Source organism: Balneola vulgaris DSM 17893, assembly GCF_000375465.1.
Classification (GTDB): domain Bacteria; phylum Bacteroidota; class Rhodothermia; order Balneolales; family Balneolaceae; genus Balneola; species Balneola vulgaris.
Genome location: NZ_AQXH01000001.1, coordinates 35,157 through 59,971 on the forward strand (window position 1 = coordinate 35,157; position 24,815 = coordinate 59,971).

The window sequence follows — 24,815 nt, forward strand, 5'->3', positions numbered from 1 at the left end:
ATTTAAGTCTATTTATTAATTATGAATAGTTCTTTTTGAATGGCTTAGTCTGCCTTTACAATCATTTTTCCTTGGTTTTTCCCTGAAAATAGATCAATAAATGCTTGTGGGGCTTGATCGAATCCTTCTACAATAGTCTCTTTATGGGTTAACTTACCTTGGGTTAACCATTTGGCTAGTTCACTAATACCTTCACCAAACTTTTGGGCATAATTACCAATGGTAAACCCTTGCATTAGAACGCTCTTTTTGATCAGTGTAATCTCAACTCTTGGGCCAGTTGGTTGTTCAGTTTTGTTGTATAAGCTGATGGCACCACATGCTATAACTCGGCCGAATCGGTTAATGTTAGCAAGTGCTGCATCTAAAATCTCACCTCCAACATTATCAAAATAGACATCAATGCCATTAGGAGCGGCTTCCTTAATAGCAGCATTCATGTCTTTGGTAGTTTTGTAATTGATACCTTTATCGTACCCAAATTCATTGGTTAATAGCTCAATTTTTTCGTCGCTTCCCGCAATACCAATAACTGTACATCCTTTAATTTTACCAATCTGACCTACTATGCTACCTACGGCTCCAGCAGCACCAGACACTAAAATAGTTTCTCCTTCCTTAGGTTTTCCGATATCCAATAAACCGAAGTAAGCAGTTAACCCAGTCATTCCAAGTACGCCTAGATATGCAGATAGAGGAGCTTGATTGGGATCTACTTTGTTGAGCTCAGCTCCATTATGAATCTGATATTCTGACCAGTTCAACATGCCAGATACAAAATCACCCTTTGTATATTGATCATTATTAGATTCAATAACTTCGGCTACCATGCCAGAACTAATGGGTTTATTTAGCTCAAAGGGTTCAATGTATGACTTCTGATCAGTCATTCTGCCTCTTAAGTACGGGTCAACAGAGATATACTTTGCTTGAAGTAAGATTTCCCCATCTTTTAAATCAGATAATTCTAAGTTCGAAATTTTAAAGTCAGATGTTGTGGGGGTGCCCGAAGGTCTATTGTTTAATAAAATAGTCTTTGTAGAATTCATGTCGCTTTAGGTTTTAAAAGTTCATTCCTATTGTTGTTCAACATTGGTATTAAAGATGCCTTGAGAAGAACAACACTGTAATTGGTTAGTATATATCTGACTAGAGAATCTCAGAGATGGGATTGTTGCCGCTAAGGATATCAAAGTGTTCTTTATTGCGTTTTGATGTCTCTAGTACTCCAACTAATGTTTTCGCAACATCAGCTCGAGGAATTGAACCACTTGAGTTAATAGTTTCTTCGAGCATAATTTGATGCTTTGGATCATCATTTGTAAGTGATCCAGGGCGAACAATAGTATAGTTTAATGAACTGTTTTGAAGGTATTCGTCGGCTTCTTTTTTAGCATTTAAGTAATCCTGTAGATCTTCACTTTTGGTAGGATCATCTGCCCCCATAGAGCTTAACATCACGAATTTGTCTACACCGTGATTTTCGGATGCATCAATTAGTTTTATAGCTCCATTTTTATCAACCGCTTCTAAGTTTTTTCCTTTACTTCCAGCAGCAAAAATAACCTTATCTGCGTTTTTAACCGTATTGTTAATGTCTTCTGTTAAATCTCCATAAACCGTTTCAATACCCTGGTCTTCAAAAAATGTTTTTTGTTCTTCTTTTCGAACCATAGCAATGGGTTCATATGTAGAACTTTCCACTAGTAGATTAATAAGATGTTTTCCTGTGGTTCCGTGTGCTCCTGCAACTAAAACTCTTTCTTTCTTCATTTTCATAATTCAATAATAACTTTATTAAGTATTCTATTAAGTGAACAGAACCCCACAGAATGAGTTCCTATTACCGTATAGTTACTATTGATAAGACTGATTGAGAAAGAGTTACGTAATCAGAGTACCTGTATCAATGATAGACACAATAGATCGCTTAGTCTAAAAGACAGTTTTATAAGAAGTAATTGTTCACTTAGTAGAGACAAGCCTCACTCTTTAGGAATTGCCTATTACTCATTTTGATAAGCACCTGAAGAATAAGTTAATTCATAACTGTGAGTATATATTTCAAATACTACACCAAATGGATCTTCAACATACACCATCTTATATGGTTTTTCGTCGGGTTAATATTCTCGAATTGGCATTCTTTGCTTTCCGCCTGCTTCAACAATTTTTTTGGTCAAGTGTTCTATATCTGGGTCTTGAATGCAAAAATGAAATAGACCGGTATTGAATGGATTAAATTCAGGTGCTTTTTTATTTCCAAGAGGAAAACAAAATAGCTCAATACCGATTCCATCAGACGTAGACATATGAGCTATTTCAAATTCTTCCCAATTCTCGCCGAATACATCTATGCACATCTTTCCAATGGCAGTTTCTGATTCTTTCTTTACGGTAGAGGGTTTCATAATTACGTACCAACCCATTACATCTTGATAGAAGTCTACGGCTTTGTGAATGTCTGGAACCGTGATACCTATATGTGAAAACGATTTAGGATATCTAGGAGTACTCATAGGTCAATTATTTAAGTGGAAGGTTTACATATCTTCAACCTGACAACTCTACTTAATGAGTATCTGTTCCATTTTTAAGCTATGCATTCAGAGAATGAGGGTGTGGAATTGAGTGAAGCGAATTAATTAAGTCCATATTGACCTAGTATACTTTTAAGTATTGTGTCTGGCTCGTAACTCATTCCGTTTTTATAGACTTCATTTACGTTATGAATTACGTCCTCATTCTTTTTTAGATCGCCTTCCAATAAAACGAAGTCAGCTTTTTTCCCAATCTCTATGGTTCCAATATCATCTCTACCTAATTTTACCGCTCCATTTTTAGTCATAATATGGATCGCTTCCTCAACGGAAAATCCTGCTTCTAACAACAATTGAAAATTTCTTTGGTCACCAAATCCAGGCAATATATGGCGACCAGCATCTACACCTGCTGCAAGAATTCCTCCCATTTTATAAAACCTATATTCAAACTCCATTATGCGCTTTAATCTTCGCTCTCTAAGCTCACTTACATCTTTCTTAGTGTATCGATTCTCATTTAGATCTTTAAAATTTCCTCTAAATGTGTCAGACATAACTGTGATGCTTCGCACATCTAAATAACTCCTCGAAGGTATACTGGCTTCATAAATACTAAGTGTTGAAGTTAAAACGGTGCCGTTATTTATCAATAATTGGAGTAATTCATCTACTTCTTTAGCATCTAGTGGCAGTTCATCGATATAATTTCTTGACCCTGAGCATTTACCATATTCTTTACCCTCTCTAAAATCAGACACACTATTAAAACCATGTTCAATTGCATCTATTCCTAAATCTGAAGCTTCTTGGAATGTAATAGAACAGAGGTGGCCTGTTACTTTCATGTTGTTATTATGCGCCTCCTCAATAACGACCTCTAAAAAGTTAGGATCTACATTCCTATAAACTTTGATCCATTTAGCACCTTTATTTGCCCAATACCTTATAGTGTCGCGCAATGCACTTTCATCTTGAGGGATTATCATATTGGGATTCCCTCCATCACCCGTTATGTATGGACCACTTGGGATTATTTCAGGGCCAATAAATTCACGAAGTTCTATTTGTTTTGCTAATTCTATCTCTTCATAAGGGTATGCAGCTCCTGCGGTTTGGATAGTTGTTACACCTGAAGCCAAATATAATTTTGAAGCAATCTTACCGATAAAAGGGTGGCGAGGAATGTGAAGATGATTATGCACACCTATAAGTCCCGGTATCATGGTTTTACCAGTTCCATCAACAATTTCTGTGTTCTTTGATGGCTGGAATGATTGGGCATTACTGATTTTCTTAATTAATCCATCTACAATTAATACAGATTGGCGCTCTCGAGCGGGCTCTCCTGTTCCATCGATAAGTTTAATATTAGTAATAAGCACCGATTCAGGTTCGGAATCGATTACTATTACTATAGAGATGATCAAAAATATTGGGGCGAGAAGAAGTAAATGTTTCAATACTTAAAAAATAGTTCTAACAATTAATATTGGTGTGAATTGAAAAAGGCCTATCAAATTAATCTTCTGCCATCGAGGCCTTGTTTGTTGTGTTAGGTATAAATAACCAAACATATAAGAGTACAATAATTGGAGCGATTATAAGACCGTTTGCAAAGTTAAATAGAGAGGTAAGTCCAGTGAGTTCAACTCCACCTCGGGAAATAAGGATTAATTCACCTAATGGACCATTCGAAAAAACTGTGTTGTAAGTGAAATTCCAACCTAAATGAAGTGCAATAGGAAGAAGTAGAGATTTGGATTTTGAAAAAGATAGTGCAAATGCATAACCCATTAGTCCAGTTCCAATAAAGATTAGTAGCATAGCAAAAGTATTGCCGAATACGCCAAATGAAAACCAATGATATACGCCAAAAGAACAAGCAGAAATCAGAATGCTTTTTTGCTCACCAATTTTTTGAATTAAAATGTACAATAGTGCTCCTCGAAACAATAATTCCTCTGTTAATACGGATTTTATATCCCAGAAAAAGCCTTTTACAATAGTAATTCCTGCAATACTATCATTAATAAACCATTCAGAATCAGTTAAGATTAATTCTATGTATTGTGTTGCAAAGCAGAGTAAGGAAGTCACTAAAAAGGCTGCAAAAAAATGTACAACTCGTTTTTTCGTTGGGTAAACACCTAATACAGATAAATTTTCTTTTTCTACATAGTGTAGGATTAACCAAGAGAGAGCTAATAAAACTAAGATTCCAATCATATTTTTTTGAACCTGCTAAAGTGCTGAAGGTTAAAGACTTCAACATCACATTATTTGATGTATTAAGCTGGGCACTACTTACAGTTGATAAAATTGTTTCAATGAAATTTCTGCATTCTGTATTCGCAATAATGATTGAGTGTAGTGATTGAACTATGCTCAATAAATAAGAAGGAGTGATGAGTAGTGTATAATCTTGGGATAGAGTTTTATAAAAGGAAAATATATATGAAGCTTATATATAAGGCGATAAAAGCGTATCTTATAAAGGTGCTAAGCCTTGGAGGATCTTAACATGAGGGCTTTTTAATAATTGTTATACCCGTTGTTGCTTACCACTAAAAAGCTTATCTTAGCAAACTATTAAATCGATTTAAAGTTATAACAGAAATTGTAATGAGCATTACAGCAGAAGAAAAAAAAGATATTTTCAAGAAGTTTGGCGGAGAAGAAGCCAATACCGGTACTACTGAAGGCCAGATCGCCCTATTTACTCACCGAATTAATCATCTTACTGAGCATCTTAAAGATAATCAGAAAGACCACGCTTCTCGTCGAGGTTTATTGAAATTAGTAGGTAAGCGTCGTCGTTTGCTTAACTACCTTATGAAAAACGACATTCAGAAATACAGAGAGCTTATCAAAGAACTCGGTATTCGTAAATAATTTCAAAGGCTCCGTGTACCGCGGAGCCTTTTTCGATTTATCCCACCTTTTATACCACGCATTCCAAACGCCTATCAATACAGGGTGGGAAAAAGCAGTAAACAATAGAAAAGACAAAAATAAATGAAAGAAGATTTTAGAAGTATAGAATTCGCACCCGGAAAAACGCTATCTGTAGAAACAGGTCGCATAGCAAAACAAGCCGATGGTGCTGTTGTTGTAAGAATGGGGGATACCATGGTACTCTGTACCGCGGTTAGCGCTAAAGAACCTAGACCGGGGCAAGATTTTTTCCCGCTCACAGTAGATCATAAAGAGAGTTTCTCGGCTGCAGGACGTTTTCCTGGCGGTTTCATGAAACGTGAAGGACGCTCTAACGAAAAAGAGATCCTATCTAGTCGTTTAATCGACCGTGTATTACGCCCACTTTTCCCAAAAGGATATGTGTGCGACACTCAAGTAATTTCAAGTGTTATTTCTTCTGACGAAGAAAACGATGGTGATGTATTAGGAGCCGTAGGTGCTTCATTAGCTATTCACCTGTCTGATATTCCTTTTGACGGCCCAATGGCTGAAGTTCGTGTTGGACGCGTAAATGGTGAATTCATCATTAACCCAACTATTACAGAGCTTAAAGATAGTGACATCGATATGGTTGTTGGTGGTACTGAAAACAGTATCCTAATGATTGAAGGTGAAATGGAAGAAATCTCTGAAAAAGAGATGTTAGATGCTATTAAAGCCGCTCATGAGTCTATTAAAAAACTTTGTGCATTCCAGAACGAACTACGTGAAGAGTTAGGAAAGCCAAAAAGAGAATTTGTGGCTCCTGTAACTCCAGCTGATATTGAAGCGAAGGTTAAAGAGCTTGCTGAAGACAGAATTAAAGAAGTGGTTAACATTGGTCTTGGAAAAGAAGAATACAATGAGAAAATCACTGAGATTAAGAATGACGTTGTAGCTCAACTAGAAGAAACTGAGTACGACGAAGATCAAATGAAAGAAGCGAAAAAGATCTTAGGCGGCATCGAGAAGAACGAGCTGCGTAACATGATCTTAGAGCAAAAACGTCGTATCGACGGTCGTTCTCCTTCCGATATCCGTGATATCTGGACACAAGTTGGATATATCGCTCGTGCACACGGTTCGTCATTATTCACTCGTGGCGAAACTCAAGCATTAGTATCAGTAACATTAGGTACTAAGCGTGATGAGCAATCTGTAGATACCCTATTCGATCAAGAAGCAAAGCAGTTTATGCTACACTACAACTTCCCTCCATACTCTGTTGGTGAAGCTGGTTTCTTACGTGGTCCTGGTCGTCGTGAAATTGGTCATGGTCATTTAGCAGAGCGTTCTTTAAGAATGATGATGCCTACTTTTGAAGAGTTCGGTTATGTGATTCGCGTGATTTCAGATATCACTGAATCAAACGGTTCATCTTCAATGGCTTCTGTATGTGGCGGTTCAATGGCCCTTATGGATGCTGGAGTGCCTCTTAAAAAACCAGTTGCAGGTATTGCAATGGGTATGATTGTAGGCGAGAACAATACAGTTGTTCTTTCTGATATCCGTGGTGAAGAAGATTTTATGGGCGACATGGACTTCAAAACAGCAGGTACTGCTGATGGTATCACTGCTTGCCAAATGGATATGAAAGTTCAAGGTATTAGCTTCGAAATTATTGAAGAAGCTCTTGAGCAAGCGCATGCTGGTCGTATGCACATCTTAGGTAAAATGGCTGAAACCATTTCTACTCCAAGAACTGAAATCAGCAAATATGCTCCTCAGTTTATTAAGATGGAAATTGATGGTAGCGACATTGGCGCTGTTATCGGACCTGGCGGTAAAGTTATTCAAACGCTTCAGAAAGAAACGGGCACTGAAATTATCATCGAAGAAGATGCTAATGGAAAAGGCCAAGTTACAATCTCTGCAAACGACTTAGACAAAGCAGAAGAAGCTAAGAACCGTATTAAGATGATTGTTGGTCATCTTGAAGAAGGCGCTACTTATAAAGGTGTTGTGAAGTCGATTAAAGACTTCGGTGCATTCATTGAAGTAGCTCCAGGAAAAGACGGTCTTCTCCATATTTCAGAAATCGATCACAAACGTGTTGAAAAAGTGACCGATTACCTACAACTAGGTGATGAAATTGAAGTGAAGCTGCTTAAAGTAGAACATGGTGGAAAACTTCGCCTTTCTAGAAAAGCACTCATCGAAAGAGAAGATTCATAATCTTTTTATTCCGATTATTATTTAAAGAAAGGCACTCCCAAACGGGGGTGCCTTTTTTGTCGTTATAGCACTACCTAATACAATCCAATTTCATAGTTGTACCTTTTTAGAAACAGCGTATATTCGCCGGTACAATACCTGAGTCCCATTTGATAATTGAACAGATCCATGGAAAATTTAAAAGAAATCGACTTCATCAATAAAACAGTATTACCTAACGGTTTACGTATTGTAACCGAGCATATCGAAAGTGTAAAAAGTATTTCGGTGGGTATTTGGGTAAAAACTGGTTCAAGAAACGAAACTAAAGACCAAGCTGGAGTAACGCACTTTTTAGAGCATATGCTCTTTAAAGGTACAGATACTCGCTCGGCGTATGATATTGCATTGAGTATGGAATCGGTTGGAGGCTACCTTAATGCTTTTACCTCATCCGAGTATACTTGCTACTATGCTCGTTGTGTAGATTCACAACTAAATAGAGCCTTAGATGTACTTTCTGATATGGTGTTAAATCCTGCTTTTCCAGGCGAAGAAGTTGAGAAAGAAAAGAAAGTAGTAGTAGAGGAGATGAAGATGTATCGTGATTCTCCAGACGATTACTTATTTGAAGAATTTACCTCAAAAATGTTTGATGGGCATCAATTAGGGCGTCCAGTATTAGGCTATGAAGAAACGGTAAATGCCTTTACCAGAGAGGATTTATATCAGTACATGCGTGACCGCTATAAAGCAGGTAATTTATTGGTATCGGTTGCAGGTAATGTGGATCACGAACAAGTTGTAGAGATAGTGAGTAACTACTTTGGAGATTTACCTGCTGAGCAAGTAGAAAATGAAGAACAACCGCTCACACCTTACAACGCTCAAAAAATTGAACTTACTAAAGCTATAGAGCAAACTCATTATGTACTTGGGCGTCGTGGTATTCACTTCGATCATTCTGATAAGTATTTATTGTTGCTAGCTAATACAGTACTTGGTGGTGGAATGAGTTCGCGTTTACACCAAAACGTTCGTGAAAAATACGGCTATTGCTATTCCATTCAGACCTTCAACCAATCGTATACTGATGCGGGATTATGGGGCGTATATGTTGGAACAGATAAAGACTATGTAGCTCACGTGAATGAGTTGATTGTAGCGGAACTTCAAAAAATATCAAATGATATTGTTCCTGAGAAAGAACTTGTTGAAGCCAAAACGCAGCTGAAAGGGAAACTGCTCTTGTCGCAAGAAAATACAAGTAACCGTATGATGCGATTAGCAAAAAGTGAACTTTATTTCGACCGTTTTGTGACTTTAGATGAACTAGTAGAAAATATAGATTTAGTTACGGCTGAAGATATGCGTGATTTCTCATCTAATTTCTTTGATCAATCTTCATTTACAGAAGCGATATTAACTCCTGAACAAGGTTAAAAATAGTTTTACCTTACTTGATAAGAACCTCAATTAACAACTGATTTTTGAAATGATTTATATCAACAAACTTAGTGATCATGTTGATGCAAAAGTGACACTAAAAGGATGGGTATATAACATCCGAACAAGTAAAGCACTTGCTTTCATCGAGCTTAGAGATGGTACTGGAATTACACAATGTATAGTGGCTCAAGATGATGTAGATACATCGGTTTGGGAAGCTGCCAATGCTCTTAAGCAAGAAAGTTCACTAGAAATTACAGGTACGGTTAAAGCCGATGAGCGTAGTGTTGGTGGGCATGAGATTCATGTATCTGATTTAAAGATTGTTCAGATTGCAGAAGATTACCCAATTACGCCTAAAGAACATGGTGTTGAGTTCTTAATGAACAACCGCCACCTATGGTTGCGTAGCCAAAAGCAATGGGCGGCAATGCGCGTTCGAAATGAAATCATTTTCGCTATCCATAGTTTTTTCCAAGAGCGAAACTTCGTTCAAATGGATTCTCCAATTTTTACGAGCAATGCGGCAGAGGGGAGTACTACACTTTTCGAAACCGATTACTTTGATGAAAAAGCTTATTTAGCGCAAACAGGTCAACTTTATGGCGAGGCCATGGCAATGGCTCATGGGTTAATCTACACCTTTGGCCCAACATTTAGAGCTGAGAAATCTAAAACTCGTCGCCACCTTACCGAGTTCTGGATGATTGAGCCTGAAATGGCTTATTACGATTTAGATATGAACATGGATTTAGCGGAAGATATGATCCGGTTCATCGTACAGCGTGTTGTAGATAAGAGACGCAATGAGCTAGAAATTTTAGAACGTGATATCTCGAAGCTTGAAAAGGTAGCGGATAATTCATTTAAGCGAATCACGTATTCTGAGGCTGTGGAAATTCTAAAGAGCGATGCTACCGCAGAAATGCTCGATAAGATGATGGCCGATAGAAAGGAAGAAGAGAAAGCGCTGAAACAAGAACGTGAAGAGATTAAAAAGGAGCACGGTTCAGCGAAGAAATGGCGTAAGAAGCAAATTGAAGCACGCCAAATCGAAATATCTGCTCGTCTAGATCAAATTGAAGAAGATTACAGAAACATACCGAAGTGGAAAGAATCTGCTCAAAATTTTGAGTGGGGTAACGATTTCGGTGGCTCTGATGAAACTGTGTTAATGATGCAGCAAGAAGTACCAATGATGGTGCATCGCTGGCCAGCTGAAATCAAAGCCTTCTACATGAAGCGCGACCCTGAAGATGAACGCCTCGTTCTGGGAGTGGATGTATTAGCTCCAGAAGGCTACGGTGAAATTATTGGGGGTAGCCAGCGTGAAGATGATCTCGAGTTCTTACAAAATCACATCGAAAAGCACGACTTGCCGATGGATGTATTCGGCTGGTATCTAGATCTTCGTAAATATGGTTCTGTACCTCATTCAGGCTTCGGACTAGGTTTAGAACGTACTGTGGCTTGGTTATGCGGCTTATCTCATGTGAGAGAGACTATTCCATTCCCACGTATGATGGGAAGACTTAGACCTTAAATAAGGGTCTAATAAATTTAAAACCTCTGATTATTCGTTTAGTCAGAGGTTTTTTTATGATACCATTTTGCGTTTTCATCTCGTCCTTCAGTAGTCGTAATTCGGCGACGTTCACCGGTGTCTACGTGAATAAGATATATATCGTAATTCTCTCTATTGCCACCTGTATAGGCAATCCATTCACCATTAGGTGACCAACTTGGTGAATAAGCTTCTAATGAATCATTGGTTAGGTTGTAGAGGTTCGAACCATCAGCATCCATTATAAATAGGTCGAAAGATTCATTCGCCATACCATAGAAGGCAATCTGGCTTCCATCTGGAGAAAATGCAGCTCCTGAATCATAGCCAGTTTTTTGGGTAAGCCGCTGAACCTTGCTGCCATCAGCATTCATTATAAAAATCTCCCCATTACTAACCAGAGTAGTGTCTACTTGTTCTTTGATGAGTCGAGTAAATGCTATTTTTGATCCATCAGGGCTCCAAGCAGGACTTTCTTCATAAAGCTCATTGTTAGTTAAAGCTCTTTTATTCGTTCCATCGGCATTCATGATAAATAGATCTCTGCTACTTCCATTGCGTTCACTCATGAAGAGAATTTGGTTACCGTCGGGCGAGAAAGTAGGCAGTACATCACTAGATTCGTGATCAGTAAGTCGTATTGCAGAACCCGTTGAAATATCAATGTGATAAATTTCGTTATTCCCATCTCGATCTGAGTAGGTAACAAGGGAATTTCCATCTGGATGCCAACTCCCACCAAATTCTAAACTTTCAGATTGGGTTAAATTCATTGGGTTTGAACCGTCAGCCTGCATGCTATATAATTCATAATTGCCATCGCGGTTGGTAGTGATTAGCATCTTCCCGGAAGGTTCGCTGATGGGTTTGGGTGATTTCGAGCACGCTATTAAAAGCACGATAAGAACAAGTACTAAGTTTTTCATAGTGTCTATTAATATATATGAACCAATGAATTAACTCAGTTTTATCTAATCATCCTAATTCTGCTAGGTATATTTTTTCTTAGCAATACGATTATTTGTGGTGGGATTTTGAGCGGCTGATTTAAATCTTTTCACTAAATCGCTTCTTAATTTTCGGTGCTTTGTGGCACGCCCAGAAACTCTCTTTCGCCATCTCTCCCAACTTTTATGCTTCAAGTTGGAGCGCATAAGTGAGATTACTTCTTGTTCAGATAGTCCAAACTGATACTCTATAGCATCAAATGGAGTTCGGTCTTCCCAAGCCATTCCGATTATACGATCTACTTGGTGATCGTCGAGTTGATATTTCTCTGTAATGTGGTCGCTCATATTCTCTCATTTTGCCTGATAGAAAGCTTTTCAAAGTTCAAGCGTTCATTCACACTTAAGATTCTATTTAATGCATAATTTTTTGAATTGAAGTGGAGAACTGGGTTTCACTTTTTGTACCTTCAATCTTCCATGGCGGCAAAGAAAAAAAATAGCACAGATTTATATTTAGAGTTGGTTAAGCAGGTAGAATCACGCCAGCTAAAGCCAATCTATTATCTTTATGGAGAAGAGGAATTCTACCTTGATCAGCTATTAGATAAGTTTTCTGCCGTTTTACCCCCGCATGAGAAAGACTTTAATTTTGACCTATTATATGGGCAAGATGTAACCCCTGCCAAAGCTCTGAGTATTGCACGAAGCTATCCTATGATGGCTGAACGCCGAGTTCTTGTAATCAGAAACTTTCTTCAAATAGGAAAGGGTGCAGGAGGGGAAGGCTCAATTCAAGATTTTATTCACTATATAGAGAATCCCAACCCCACTTGTTTACTGGTATTATTTGATACAGGAAAGCCTGCTGGGAATACCAATCTTGGTAAAGCGCTCTCGAAAAGTGAAAATGTAGGATATCATCAATTCGAAGCTTTATCGGATTATTTGATTCCTGATTGGGTAATAGCTTGGGGGAAGTCTCATCATAATAAAGCAATTGAGCCCGGAGCAGCTCAATTATTATCCCAATTTGTTGGGAACAATTTACAGCTTTTGTCTACCGAAATAGACAAAGTGTGTACTTTTGTAGACACTTCTGTAAGGGTCTCAGAGTCCGATGTAAAAAAAATAATCGGCTCATATCGCGAATATACGGCGATTGAGCTCAAAGAAGCCCTAATTAAGCGAGATCTTGGCAAAGCACTTTATATCTCGGAACAAATGTTGCAACACACTAAAACAGACACGGGAGAAATTATTCGACTCGTGGGGTTCTTTAACAGTGTGTTTACAAACATTTGGCAAATTCGAAGACTCGCCGAAAAAGGTTTCGCTAAGAATCAGATTCAAAGCGAACTGGGTATTGCTAGTGCCTGGTACTTCAACAAACTTTGGGATGATGCTTCGAATTTTCGCTACAGCGATATGCCTCGTGTTTTCGAAGCCCTTTTAGATGCTGACCGCTCTATTAAAGGTTTTACCACACTCGACTCCACCTCGATTTTATTTCTCCTTGTGAAGCGAATTATCGGTTAATACCGACTCGCTGTTTTAACAAGAACAGAAATAAAATTTAGTGGATTGATAATGGACTCGTTTAATACTACAGCCGTAAAAAATTATAGCGATGAAGATTTAATGGAATACTTCCAGAATGGAGAAGAAATCGCATTTAACGAGCTTGTATTCCGTTACAAAGATAGATTGCACAATTTCCTATATCGTTATACTCACAACCACCAAGATTGTGAAGATTTAGTGCAAGAAACTTTCTTAAGAGTTCATAAAAGTAAATCTTCTTATGAGAGAATCGCTAAGTTCTCAACTTGGATGTACACCATCGCATTAAACTTGGCGAAGAGCTTGTACAAGAAGAAGCAAAAAATGCACAAAGTATCTATTCATAAAGATCCTAACGATTCTGAGGATTATGAAATGCATATCGAGGATACTAACATCCTACCCGACCAAGAATTACACGAGAAATTAAGCCTAGAGCAGCTTGAAAAAGCACTAATGGCATTGCCAGAAGACTTTAGAGAAGTAGTGATGTTACGTGACTTACAAGAAATGACTTACGAAGAAATTTCTGAAGTAACGGATATTCCAATGGGTACGGTGAAGTCAAGAATTAACCGTGGCCGTGCACAAATTCAACACATGATAGAAAGTTACGTGGATTTGGGAACTTCTTTCTAAAAGCAGACTAAAAGGGTAATGAAGACACACACTAGCATTACCCTTTATGAAATTTTTAGAAAAAGAATACCATCCGGTAATTGAAAATTATATTTCTGACTACGTAGACGAACAGCTTGATCTGGTCGAGAGAGACACTTTCGAAGAGGTGTTGGTTCACGACGATGATTTGCGTGAACTAGCATTCTCAGCGAAAGAAGGAAAAAAGTTGATGAGTTTACTGAAGCAGTACAAAGCCCAAGAAGGTTTTGAAGATCGTTTAAAAGAACGAATCGCAGCAGAGACAAATTAAGTTATTTTGAAGAAGCCATTTCCGATAGCAGGAATGGCTTTTGTTGTATAGCTACACTCAATAAGGTATGGCCTGCAGCCAGCACGGCCATATTCTGCATATTTGTAACTTCCTTTTCTGTAAAAGGCAGCCCCCATTTACCATCTGAGGATATTAAAAAGCCTTCCTCGTTTTTTTCTAAAGGCTCTTTCCCGAATAATGTATGAAATGTATGTTCGCGGACGACCATGATTGTCAAAATCTCACCTTGTAAACTGAGTGGGTCTAAGCCAAATCCTGCAAAGTAAATTTTTAGATCACCATTGGTGGGAGCATTTGAATAGCTTTTAAATGGTTCGGTGCTTTGATAATCAATTCGCTTTCCTTCCTTTTCTTCATACTCCGGCTTATTCGCTAATTCCTCAGCCATTTCTCTCATGATATTATGCCAAAGAGGTAAATCCATTTCAAATCGATCACTTTTATTTAAGGGCTGATACTCTCCAGCAGGGATTACATGCTTTATTCCCGAAGCATAACCCTGTTTAGTACTCCGTTCATGCATTAAAAACCTGAAGTCGTTTTCTTCCTCATTATATATCAGAGTTAAGGTAGAAATACCCCCTAATACAACAATATCATGAAAGGAATGTGGAGTTTTTGCCAATGCCTTGACAGCTTTTTTTCTGTAGTTATTAGAGGACCATTTCACGTAATCTTTGATGGTGAAATGATTTTTAAATCGTTCTTTATTAGAGATTACAGATTTAGCCAGCTCATATTCCATCGGCTTCCCAAAATCGATTTTCGAAAAATACTAATCGGCTTCCCTTGAGATTTGTATGGTATATCTATCTGAATTAGGTTGAAATCCCATTATTCGATATTGCGGATTACTTTTAAAGATGCGTGGTTTCATTAGTTCATAGATGGCATCATGAAAAGTAGGATAGGTGGTTTCTTTATCTTTTAGCGGTAATAATGAATTTGGTGGAAAGACTTTTGGGGATTGATATTCTATGGTTTCTATATCAATTTTGTCTAAAGAGATAGGCTTTGTGGGTAGCCAATCGGAATGCATAAGAAGTGGGAAGGACGGTGATGGTTTTCTGAAATGACTCGCTTCAAGAAGATCAAAATTTAGCGAGTGGGCTAGGGCTGAAAGCAAAGTTCGTTTCTTAGCAATCACTTCTTTTTGAAACCATAGAAACTCATCCTTGGATTCTATAACCAGTCCATCGGCATGCGTTTTGTTTTTGGCTTTCGAGTAGATCCAAAGTACAAAGCTTATTATCGGAGTTAAAACAGCTAAAGCTTGTAAATAGATGTTTGAGTATAACAGATTCGCTACTTCTTCCATGCTCCCAATTTATATTTGATCAAACACATTGAATAAAAGAAGTTTAATCTGTTATTTCATAATGAATTTTAATCTAAAGGGAATCGATGAAAATAAAGTACTTAGCTAAATCTATAACGGGTTTAATACTCTGGATGGTGATGTTTACACCATTACTGTCCGCTCAGGGCGTATTAACATTCGAGGATGTAATGAAATTTGAGGACATTCGAAGTCCACAATTTTCTAGCAATGGTAATTGGATCGCATATGATGTGTGGCCTGATCGTGGTGATGGAAAAGTGGTGATTCAACACACCTCAAATTCTACTGAATATGAACTGGATTTAGGGAGTTCAGCTAGAATCACTTCAAACGAAAAGTGGGTGTTCGCCTATAAAAATGTACCACTAGTTGAACAAATCAAAGCCAAAAAAAACCAACCAAAGCGTGGCCTTATGTACCTAAATCTATCTTCAGGAAATACATCTGAAGTAGATAGAGTGGCTTCATATAGCTTATCAAATGACGGGAAATGGGTGGCCATCAAACATTATGCTACTAAGGAAATAGAAGAGTTAAAGCATAAAAATAAAAAATTGGGTACGCCGGTTAAGCTTATCAATTTAGAAAGTGGATCGGAGACAGAGCTCCCATTTGTGTCATCGATGAGTTTTGATAGCCTTTCAACACACTTTGCCTATGCAACGGTGGATACATCGGGTGAACAAAATGGGCTGTTTGTTTACAATCTTAAGAATGAAAACTCAATGAGCGTGGATGCTTCTGAAAATACTTATTACTCCAATATCACTTGGGATAATAAACGAGCAAGAATGGCTTATACGAAGGCTCCTTTTAATGAAGATTATGAAGTTTCTGATGCGGAATTAAAACTCTGGGAAGCCAATAACTCTTCTGCCAAAAGCTTAGTACTTTCTACAGATGTTGACCCTGACTATGCGCTTACTTCAGTTAATTCACTACGGTTCACACATGATGGAAAACGTCTTTTCTTTGGCTTACAAGGTAGAGCTATGGCCGACGTTGGTAAGAAAGAAAGTGATGATAGTGAAGAAGATATTGATATCTACAGTGTTGAAGATATCGTTGATGATAGGGAAATGGATCTATGGCATGGAGACGACCCTCGTATTAAAACGCATGAAATCGTAACGTGGAATAGCAGGAAAAACCACCTTTATACATCAGTTTATCATTTAGATCAAAATAACTGGGTTCAACTTGCTGATGTACGCATGCCTGAAATTAGAATAGATCATTCATCAGAAACTGTACTAGGTTATAACAGTGACCCATATCTGATTGAGGTTACTTGGGATGGATCATATAATGATTGGTATATAGTTGATCTAAATAATGGTAAAAGAACTCGCTTTGTTGAAAAATTGGGTGGTTTCACCTATCAGTCGCCAAATGATGCTTATGTAGTTTACTATGATGATTCCAATTGGCATGTATATGATACTCAAAGCAAAGAAACGAAATCATTAACAGCATCAATTGATACCCCTTTCTACAATGAAGACCATGATTATCCATCGGATGTCCCCGGATATGGAGTTGCGGGTTGGGTTGATAAAGGGAATAGCGTACTCATCAACGATAAATATGATGTATGGCACTTCAATCTAAGCAGCGGGAAAGCAACCAATATCACCAATGGTGAGGGTAGAACCGAGAAACGTATTTTCAGAGTAACCAATCTTGAGGATAAAGATTACTTCAAAAATGGTGAAGAAATACTTTTAACGGCTTACCATGATTTAAAGAAAAACTTTGGTTTCTATAGCACTAAAATCAATGGTTCAGGTGTAAAACAGATTCTGGAAGAGGATAAAAAATTCACTCTTGTTGCAAAAGCTGAAGACAGTAATAAAATTCTCTATAAACGCGAAGCGTACGATGAATTTCCGAACTTATGGGTAGCGAACGACAAAAGTTTTAAGCGTACTAAACAAGTTTCTCAGCTGCACATGGACTTAAAGCAGAAGTGGAATTGGGGTACGGCGGAATTGGTTGATTGGCTCAGTCTTGATGGAACCTACATGCAGGGTATTATCATCAAGCCGGATAACTACGATCCGAAAAAGCGATACCCAATTATGACTTACTACTATCGCTTCTATTCTAATCGATTACACGATTTCAATGAACCCAAAACAAATCACCGTCCTGTATTTGCTCAGTATGTGAGCGATGACTATGTGGTGTTTTTACCAGATATTCGTTTTGAAATTGGTAGGCCCGGATTCGCAGCTACTAAGAGTTTAGTGCCGGGTGTTCAGAAGTTAATTGAAATGGGAATTGCTGATGAAGATAAATTAGGGCTTCATGGGCATTCATGGAGTGGGTATCAAACTGCTTTTATCGTTACTCAAACCGATATCTTCGATGCTGCCGTATCAGGAGCTCCAGTGAGTAATATGACCAGTGCATATTCTGGAATTAGATGGGCTTCTGGTTTAGCACGTCAATTCCAATACGAGAAAACTCAAAGTAGAATTGGTCAAAGTTTAGTAGAAGCACCAGAAAAATATATTGAGAACTCACCGGTGTTCTTCGCTGATAAAATCACTACACCTATGCTTATTCAGCATGGTGATGCGGATGGAGCGGTGCCTTGGTATCAAAGTATCGAGATGTACCTAGCGATGCGTAGATATAATAAAGATGTGATTTTTCTACAGTATCACGGTGAGCCACATCACCTTCAGAAATTCCCGAATAAATTGGATTACGCAATTCGTATGAAAGAGTACTTCGATTATTATTTGAAAGGAGAGGGGAGTCCAGAATGGATCCTAAAAGGTGAAGCCTACCAAGGTAAATAATTGAGATAGCTTAAAGCGAAAAGGCGGTTAATTGATAACCGCCTTTTTTTATGCTCGTTTAATCAAGAAGCCTTGATTCTCCCAAGTGAATACTCTTAAAGACCTGAATCAAGACTGAAAAAACCGTTATTTCACAACCTCAAGTACATACTTTTGATCCACATCTTTAAGTAAACGACCTGCCTTAGTATGTATGGAATGGTAAAATAGTAACACAGCATTTTCTTCAAAGGCTTTGCGCAGTAATAATGTTTTAGCCTTTACAACCTGTAAAGGATCTATATCTTCTTTCTTTGTAGAATACTGATTGATGTGAGAATCATCTGGGATTAAATCCCCAAATATATAAGCTGTTTCACCTTCATCTTGAATCTTTACAATTTGATGCCCAGGTGTATGCCCACCGGTATGAATGAGTTCAATTCCGGGTACCAATTGAGTGGTGTGATCTGTTAAATGCACAAGTTTATACTCTGCTTCTAACTTATATAGTTCATCCAGCTCATACCTGGAAGTGTTTTTCCCGCCATTGTTTTGAATCTGTTCTAAAGCATAAAGCCACTCTATTTTCTGGACAAAGTAATTAGCAAATGGGAGGGTCGTTTGGGTTTTAAAATATGCATCAACATAGGTTGAGCCCCCGGCGTGATCATAGTGTAGATGGGTAAGAACAACGTGCGTAATGTCTTCAGGAGTTAGGCCAAATATATCTAGATTGGTAACAATATTTGAAGCATGTGTATATTCACTGTTGTGATCTAAACCCCATCCTAAGCCTGTGTCTACCAATATATTATGCTTTCCCGTTTTAATTAAAATAGGATCTATACCGATTTTTCGAACCTTCTTATAGTCTTTGTTTTCTTCACTTTGTATATGGTCTTCATAGGCCAATTTATTGAAAGTGCCATCTTTATGGTTTTCAAAAATGCCTTCACTCAAATGTTCAATTTGAAAACGACCTATGTTCATGAATGGTCCTAAATGTTATACGGTTAGATGACTTTAAAAAAGATTCGAAAACAACTTAATAAATCTTAGCTTTTGAACAATTCATTTTATCTTCTTCTATGAACAAATACGACGTAATTATTATTGGTTCGGGGCACAATGGGCTAACTACGGGGTGTTATCTAGCCAAATCAGGTAAAAAGATTTTAGTACTCGAACGCCGCGATACTATTGGGGGCGCTGTTTGTACCGAAACTATGTTCAAGTCGCCTGAAAATCCACATGGTTTTCGAATGGACGTTGGTTCCTCGGTTCACATCATGATTCATCAAACAGGGATTATCGAAGAACTAGAGCTCGAAAAATATGGCTTAGAATATATCGATATGGACCCCATCATGTCGTATCCCGTGCCAACGGGTAAAGGGGTAATACACTTTTTTAAGGATGTTGAACGAACCCTAGAATCTATTGCTAAAGTAGCTCCAGAGGATGTTCAGAACTATAAAGACTTTATAAAGTTCTGGGGGAAGATAAATCAAGGAGTGTTAAAAGCGTTTATGACAGCACCTTCTGCTAAAAATATTTTTGCTGAAATGGCTCTTCAACAAATGAAAGAAGGAGCAATGTTCAATAAAGGGGAACAAACAGCAGGCCTTCAAAAAATCCTATCAAGTTATGGTAAGGTTGTAGATGATGCTTTTGATAACCCATATATGAAAGCGCCATTGTTGTGGTTTGCAGCTCAGTCTGGTCCTCTACCTGATCATTCAGCTACGGGCGATTTTGTTGGATGGCAATCGATGTTGCATGAAAGTGGAGCCAAACACCCAAGAGGAGGGAGTGGTATGCTCACACAAGCCATGAAGAACCTAATTGAAGCATATGGTGGCGAGGTAAGAAGTAATAGTCCTGTTGAGAAAATAATGATTGAACAGGGTAAAGCCATCGGAGTTCGAACCGAATCAGGAGAAGAATTTAAAGCGGATATCATAGTTTCGAATGCCCATGTTCAAACCACTATGATGAAAATGGTAGGTCGGGAACATTTAGAAGATTCGATGTTTAAGAAGGTTAAAAACATCAATGTTGGAAATGGCTTTGGAATGGTAATTCGGTGTGCAGTAGAAGAATTACCGATTTATACTGCCGCTCCAGAAGACCCTTACATACACAATGGTATTCAGCTACTAGCACCTTCAGTTCAGTACATGAAAAATGCGATAGGAGATTACACAAAGGGGTTGCCTCCAGAGAAGCCAGCGGCACTTGCTATGACCTTCTCTGCCATAGATCCAGATGTAGCTTTAGATGGCAAGCATACTATGTTTGTTTGGGCTCAATGGCATCCTTATGAACTAGCGAATGGAGTTCAGTGGGATGATATTCGTGAGCGTGAAGCCCAAAAGATTTACGATGTAGTGGTGGATTATGCGCCAAATATGAAAGGCAAGTTGATAGATTGGTACATTCAATCGCCTTTAGATATAGAACGCAAACATGGGTTATTGAAGGGAAATGTAATGCACGTAGAAATGAGCTTCGATCAGATGTTTATGTTTAGGCCGATTCCCGAAATGAGTCAGTATGAAACCCCGATTAAAAATTTATATCTATCCTGTGCATCTTGCCATCCTGGTGGGGGTGTTTTTGGTGCTGCAGGACATAATGCTGCTCAAGTAATTCTGAAAAAACATAAAAAATCGTGGTTTTAGTAAAACCTCAAAAGTAGACGAAATTCATTGAGATCTATACTCACAATTCATTGTTCTAAATTAGTTCATAATCTAAATGCCGTTAAAGCTCAGCTCAAAGATGGTGTGAAAGTTTATGCTGTGGTAAAAGACAATGCCTATGGCCATGGGATAGAAGGAATTGCCAAATATCTTGCACCTAAAGTGGACGGCTTTTGTGTGGCTAGAGTAGAGGAAGGCATCACTCTAAGAACAATAGGTATTCAGAATCCGATTTTAGTATTTGAGCTTCCAGAATTAGAAAAGGCCAGTTGGTTTAAAGAACACAATTTGATAGCGACCGTTGGGGATATAAATGATTTCGATACTTTGGTAGATGGCACCCAGTATCATATCAATTTTGATACAGGCATGGGGCGACTTGGAATCCCATATTCACAATATGAATTAGCGATTGAGAAGTATAAATCATCGTCTCAGTTGACATGCACGGGGATATACACACATTTTGCCACAGCGGATGTACTAGATAGCGAAGGCGTTGTAAGTCAGCTCGCAAGATTTACAGAAGTAAGGAAGGCATTTCCATCTAATATTATGGCCCACACTGCTAATACAGGAGCCATTTTTAACTATTCAGATTTAGAGATACAGTTCGATGCTGTAAGGCCTGGCGTATGTTTATATGGCTATGCTCCAGGTTCCACTAAAATAGATGCTCTAATCCCCGTGATAGAATGGGAGTCTCATATTCTTCAAACACGTGCAGTACAAAAAGGGGATAATATTGGCTATGGTGCAAGCTGGGTAGCTCCAGAAGACGGATACATAGGAACAGTACCTGTTGGTTATAGTGATGGGATTCAACGGCGTTTAGGAGGGAAAATTCAGCTTAAAGTAAATGGGAAACTATACCCTCAAGTAGGAAGAATAACTATGGACTACATCGGAATATTCACACCTACAAATGACTTCCATAAAGGGGATAAAGTAGCACTTCTAAACGACAAGGAATTAAGTGCAGAGGTATGGGCTCAACTAAATGAAACCATACCCTACGAAGTCACAACTGCTTTAAATAGTAGAATTAAAAGGGTTTTTAAAGACTGAGTCTTTTAGTAAGCAATCTCTACTAATTCGAAGTCAACTCGGATAGTGTCTCCAGAGTTATTGAATTCTGGAGGAAAGATTAACACTCTCTTACCACCTTCTTTCATGCCTACTACACCTTCAGCCATATATGGAGTATTGATGCGTAATTTATTACTCCCAATAGTTGTAAAGCGTGTATCTACAACTTGAAAATTGAAAATAGAAACAAATCCCGTTGTCTCAGTGCTTCCATCTTCATAGGTACTACCAATAATATTATCTATGGTAGTAATATTTCGCTGCCAAGCTGTGAAGTGAAAGGAAACATCGTCTCTAGTTTGAATAGCTAATTCACCACTACCTTCTTGAATGTCGTAATAAATTACACCTGATTCAGTAGTGTCTTTAGTAGCTCCTTCAATAGAAAATGGAGCAGGTACGGTAGTGTAATCTCTACGAATGAAATCATTATTGCCGTCATCACACTGGATAATGAAAATGGAAAGAGAAAATAGAAGTAAGAATGAAATGCGCGTCTTCAAATGACTTTAGCTTTGGTTAGTAAAAATTATGCTCTATAAACTAATGAACATTAGTTTTAGTATCTGCCTAAGATAAAAGGAATGACTTTAAAATACCTATCCTCATTCGCTATTTAATGCCGCTTTTAATGCCTTTTCTCGTTGTTTGAGAGCAACTTTACTTACAAATATTGAGAACTCATATAAAACTGTAAGTGGTATAGCTATCAATATCTGAGAAACGGGATCAGGTGGAGTTAAAAATGCAGCAACCACCAAGCATGCGACGAGTGCATGGCGGCGGTAATGGCGTAAAAATTCGGGGGTCAGAATTCCAATTTTACTCAAGGCATAACTTACAACGGGTATCTGAAAAATCATTCCACAGGATATCACCCACATGCTCAATGAACTGAAGTAAGAGTTAATATCGAAATCATTACGAACCGCTTCAGATATTGAAAAGGAAGCAAAGAACTGCAATGCAAATGGAACCAAAATGAGGTAACCAAATGCTACACCAAGTAAAAAGAATAGGGTGATGAAAAAGGCTGTTATAACCGTTTTCTTCTTTGTTGAAACTTCAAAAGCGGGTTCAACAAACGACCACAATTGATAAAACAGAATAGGAGAGCCGATTACCAAACCTACTATAAACAGAACCCCCCAAAAGGTAAAGAACTGCCCCGGTAAACGCCTACTTTGAAGGGTTAAATCAATAGCATCGATACGAATGATGTCATACATGAAGAAGTCGGCATTAGCAGGCCCCAATAAAATGGTATTTACGAAGTAATCGGAAAATATAAACGCAACTACAACTCCAACTAAAACACCTATCAACCCTTTTACAATGCGCCAACGGAGTTCTTCTAGGTGTTCTAGAAAACTCATCGTTGAGGTGCGGTCCTCGGGCTTGGGAGCCTTAGGAGGGTTTTTCTGCATGATCTGACGTTCGCTCAAGCTACTTCCGCTTTTAGGCCGTTATGAAGTCGTACAGAGGGAATTGCTCACACAATGCCTCAACTTCTTGGGTTACTTTTGCATGCACGGTTTCATTCTCAGGATCTTGAATTACACGATCGATGAGTTTTGCCACTGTACGAAATTCTTCTTCACCAAAACCACGAGTTGTCATAGCCGGCGAACCAATTCTGATTCCTGAAGTTACAAATGGACTTTCAGTGTCAAACGGTACCATGTTCTTATTCACGGTAATTGCTGCATGACCGAGCGCTTCTTCTGCTAATTTACCCGTCACACCTTTATTACGGAGGTCAATAAGAATTAAGTGATTGTCGGTTCCACCACTAACAATGTCATAACCCATAGCCATGAACTCATCAGCCATAGCTTTAGCATTAGCAATCACCTGAGTTTGATAGTCTTTGAAATCAGGTTGTAGTGCTTCACCATAGGCAACAGCTTTAGCGGCTATCACATGCATAAGTGGACCACCTTGAGTACCTGGGAATACTGCAGAATCTAATACTTCACTCCAGTTTTTCACTCGGCCAGACTTTGGAGCCACAACACCTAAGGTGTTTTCGCCATCTTTACCGATTAATATCATTCCACCACGAGGTCCGCGCAAAGTTTTATGCGTAGTAGTTGTAACTACGTGTGCATGAGGGAGTGGGCTTTTTAAATGACCGGTAGCAATCAAACCTGCTGTATGCGCCATATCCATCCAAAGGTAAGCACCTACTTCATCAGCAATGCTTCTGAATGCCTCGTAATCATAATCACGAGAATATGCGGAAGCTCCAATTGAAATCATTTTAGGCTGAACGGCTTTCGCTTTCTCGCGAATCTTGTCATAGTCTAAGCGACCCGTTTCTTTTTCTACACCATAAAATTCAGGCTTAAAATAGATACCTGAAAAATTTACATGAGAACCGTGCGTTAAGTGTCCACCATGAGAAAGGTCAAAGCCTAACAAAGTTTCACCTGGCTTCATAAAAGCTAGATATACAGCTGCATTGGCTGAGGCACCAGAATGAGGTTGAACGTTTACCCAGTCGGCGTTATACAATTTTTTAGCTCTATCACGAGCGATGTCTTCCACTACATCTACAAACTCACAACCACCATAGTACCTTTTACCAGGGTAGCCTTCCGCGTATTTATTTGTGAGTACACTGCCTTGAGCTTCCATCACCGCTTTTGAGGTGAAATTCTCAGAAGCTATAAGTTCAAGGTTTAAATTTTGTCTATTCGTTTCTTTCCCGAGTAAGTCAAAGATCTTTGAATCTTGTTCATTCAGTGATTTCATGTG

At 38.4% G+C, this 24,815-nt stretch carries 22 protein-coding genes and 1 pseudogene; 10 read left to right on the forward strand and 13 right to left on the reverse strand.

The window, feature by feature from the left end:
- Positions 1 to 44: 44 nt before the first annotated feature.
- The 5 genes and pseudogenes from B155_RS0100175 to B155_RS0100195 form a co-directional block, all read right to left on the reverse strand.
- Positions 45 to 1,049 (reverse strand): NADP-dependent oxidoreductase, encoded by a 1,005-nt coding sequence (locus B155_RS0100175; RefSeq protein WP_018126200.1) that lies wholly within the window; start codon positions 1,047 to 1,049, stop codon positions 45 to 47.
- A 100-nt stretch (positions 1,050 to 1,149) separates the two neighbouring features.
- A complete protein-coding gene (locus tag B155_RS0100180) occupies positions 1,150 to 1,779 on the reverse strand; it encodes an SDR family oxidoreductase (RefSeq protein WP_018126201.1) in 630 nt (209 codons plus the stop codon).
- 227 nt (positions 1,780 to 2,006) lie between these two features.
- Positions 2,007 to 2,519, reverse strand: a pseudogene (locus B155_RS12700) (VOC family protein).
- 122 nt (positions 2,520 to 2,641) lie between these two features.
- On the reverse strand, positions 2,642 to 4,003 hold the full coding sequence (locus tag B155_RS13995) for an amidohydrolase family protein (protein ID WP_071594787.1): 1,362 nt from the start codon (positions 4,001 to 4,003) through the stop codon (positions 2,642 to 2,644).
- Between the two features lie 58 nt (positions 4,004 to 4,061).
- On the reverse strand, positions 4,062 to 4,769 hold the full coding sequence (locus tag B155_RS0100195; protein ID WP_018126205.1) for a CPBP family intramembrane glutamic endopeptidase: 708 nt from the start codon (positions 4,767 to 4,769) through the stop codon (positions 4,062 to 4,064).
- Positions 4,770 to 5,165: 396 nt separating this feature from the next.
- Here B155_RS0100195 and rpsO point away from each other — a divergent pair, with 396 nt between their 5' ends.
- From rpsO to B155_RS0100215, 4 genes are all read left to right on the forward strand, one after another.
- A complete protein-coding gene (gene rpsO, locus B155_RS0100200) occupies positions 5,166 to 5,435 on the forward strand; it encodes a 30S ribosomal protein S15 (protein ID WP_018126206.1) in 270 nt (89 codons plus the stop codon).
- Positions 5,436 to 5,558: 123 nt separating this feature from the next.
- Positions 5,559 to 7,673 (forward strand): polyribonucleotide nucleotidyltransferase, encoded by a 2,115-nt coding sequence (gene pnp / locus B155_RS0100205; protein ID WP_018126207.1) that lies wholly within the window; start codon positions 5,559 to 5,561, stop codon positions 7,671 to 7,673.
- Positions 7,674 to 7,841: 168 nt separating this feature from the next.
- Entirely contained in the window at positions 7,842 to 9,095 is a 1,254-nt protein-coding gene (locus B155_RS0100210) for a M16 family metallopeptidase (RefSeq protein ID WP_018126208.1), read from the forward strand.
- Positions 9,096 to 9,147: 52 nt separating this feature from the next.
- Complete coding sequence (locus B155_RS0100215; protein WP_018126209.1) at positions 9,148 to 10,644, forward strand: asparagine--tRNA ligase; 1,497 nt, start codon at positions 9,148 to 9,150, stop codon at positions 10,642 to 10,644.
- A gap of 38 nt (positions 10,645 to 10,682) precedes the next feature.
- Here the strand turns inward: B155_RS0100215 and B155_RS0100220 are convergent, their stop codons facing one another.
- Positions 10,683 to 11,591, reverse strand: a complete 909-nt coding sequence (locus B155_RS0100220) for a DPP IV N-terminal domain-containing protein (protein ID WP_018126210.1) — start codon at positions 11,589 to 11,591, stop codon at positions 10,683 to 10,685.
- A 63-nt stretch (positions 11,592 to 11,654) separates the two neighbouring features.
- The gene (locus tag B155_RS0100225) at positions 11,655 to 11,960 is read right to left on the reverse strand and encodes a TIGR03643 family protein (protein ID WP_018126211.1); all 306 of its coding nucleotides are present in this window, start codon (positions 11,958 to 11,960) and stop codon (positions 11,655 to 11,657) included.
- Between the two features lie 132 nt (positions 11,961 to 12,092).
- Here B155_RS0100225 and holA point away from each other — a divergent pair, with 132 nt between their 5' ends.
- The 3 genes from holA to B155_RS0100240 are packed head-to-tail and all read left to right on the forward strand — an operon-like array spanning position 12,093 to position 14,106.
- Entirely contained in the window at positions 12,093 to 13,151 is a 1,059-nt protein-coding gene (gene holA, locus B155_RS0100230; protein ID WP_018126212.1) for a DNA polymerase III subunit delta, read from the forward strand.
- A 51-nt stretch (positions 13,152 to 13,202) separates the two neighbouring features.
- Positions 13,203 to 13,814 (forward strand): sigma-70 family RNA polymerase sigma factor, encoded by a 612-nt coding sequence (locus B155_RS0100235; protein WP_018126213.1) that lies wholly within the window; start codon positions 13,203 to 13,205, stop codon positions 13,812 to 13,814.
- 46 nt (positions 13,815 to 13,860) lie between these two features.
- Positions 13,861 to 14,106, forward strand: a complete 246-nt coding sequence (locus tag B155_RS0100240; RefSeq protein ID WP_018126214.1) for an anti-sigma factor — start codon at positions 13,861 to 13,863, stop codon at positions 14,104 to 14,106.
- A gap of 1 nt (position 14,107) precedes the next feature.
- Here B155_RS0100240 and B155_RS0100245 read toward each other — a convergent pair whose 3' ends face one another.
- A complete protein-coding gene (locus B155_RS0100245; protein WP_018126215.1) occupies positions 14,108 to 14,872 on the reverse strand; it encodes a hypothetical protein in 765 nt (254 codons plus the stop codon).
- A gap of 30 nt (positions 14,873 to 14,902) precedes the next feature.
- The gene (locus tag B155_RS0100250) at positions 14,903 to 15,445 is read right to left on the reverse strand and encodes a hypothetical protein (RefSeq protein ID WP_018126216.1); all 543 of its coding nucleotides are present in this window, start codon (positions 15,443 to 15,445) and stop codon (positions 14,903 to 14,905) included.
- A gap of 86 nt (positions 15,446 to 15,531) precedes the next feature.
- On the opposite strand from B155_RS0100250, the gene B155_RS0100255 reads away from it, so the two are divergent.
- Positions 15,532 to 18,279: an alpha/beta hydrolase family protein gene (locus B155_RS0100255; RefSeq protein ID WP_018126217.1), complete on the forward strand. Its 2,748-nt coding sequence runs from the start codon at positions 15,532 to 15,534 to the stop codon at positions 18,277 to 18,279.
- A 126-nt stretch (positions 18,280 to 18,405) separates the two neighbouring features.
- Here the strand turns inward: B155_RS0100255 and B155_RS0100260 are convergent, their stop codons facing one another.
- Positions 18,406 to 19,251, reverse strand: coding sequence for an MBL fold metallo-hydrolase (locus B155_RS0100260; protein ID WP_018126218.1), 846 nt, complete (start codon positions 19,249 to 19,251; stop codon positions 18,406 to 18,408).
- 98 nt (positions 19,252 to 19,349) lie between these two features.
- Between B155_RS0100260 and B155_RS0100265 the strand changes: the two genes are divergently transcribed.
- Together B155_RS0100265 and alr are read left to right on the forward strand one after the other, a co-directional pair.
- Positions 19,350 to 20,945 (forward strand): phytoene desaturase family protein, encoded by a 1,596-nt coding sequence (locus B155_RS0100265; protein ID WP_018126219.1) that lies wholly within the window; start codon positions 19,350 to 19,352, stop codon positions 20,943 to 20,945.
- Positions 20,946 to 20,972: 27 nt separating this feature from the next.
- A complete protein-coding gene (gene alr / locus B155_RS0100270; protein WP_018126220.1) occupies positions 20,973 to 22,034 on the forward strand; it encodes an alanine racemase in 1,062 nt (353 codons plus the stop codon).
- 5 nt (positions 22,035 to 22,039) lie between these two features.
- Here the strand turns inward: alr and B155_RS0100275 are convergent, their stop codons facing one another.
- From B155_RS0100275 to glyA, 3 genes are all read right to left on the reverse strand, one after another.
- Positions 22,040 to 22,558 carry an FKBP-type peptidyl-prolyl cis-trans isomerase gene (locus B155_RS0100275; RefSeq protein WP_018126221.1) on the reverse strand — a complete coding sequence of 173 codons (519 nt, stop codon included), beginning with the start codon at positions 22,556 to 22,558 and terminating at the stop codon, positions 22,040 to 22,042.
- 102 nt (positions 22,559 to 22,660) lie between these two features.
- The gene (tatC, locus tag B155_RS0100280; RefSeq protein WP_240386227.1) at positions 22,661 to 23,500 is read right to left on the reverse strand and encodes a twin-arginine translocase subunit TatC; all 840 of its coding nucleotides are present in this window, start codon (positions 23,498 to 23,500) and stop codon (positions 22,661 to 22,663) included.
- Between the two features lie 13 nt (positions 23,501 to 23,513).
- Positions 23,514 to 24,812: a serine hydroxymethyltransferase gene (gene glyA / locus B155_RS0100285; protein ID WP_018126223.1), complete on the reverse strand. Its 1,299-nt coding sequence runs from the start codon at positions 24,810 to 24,812 to the stop codon at positions 23,514 to 23,516.
- Between the last annotated feature and the right edge of the window lie 3 nt (positions 24,813 to 24,815).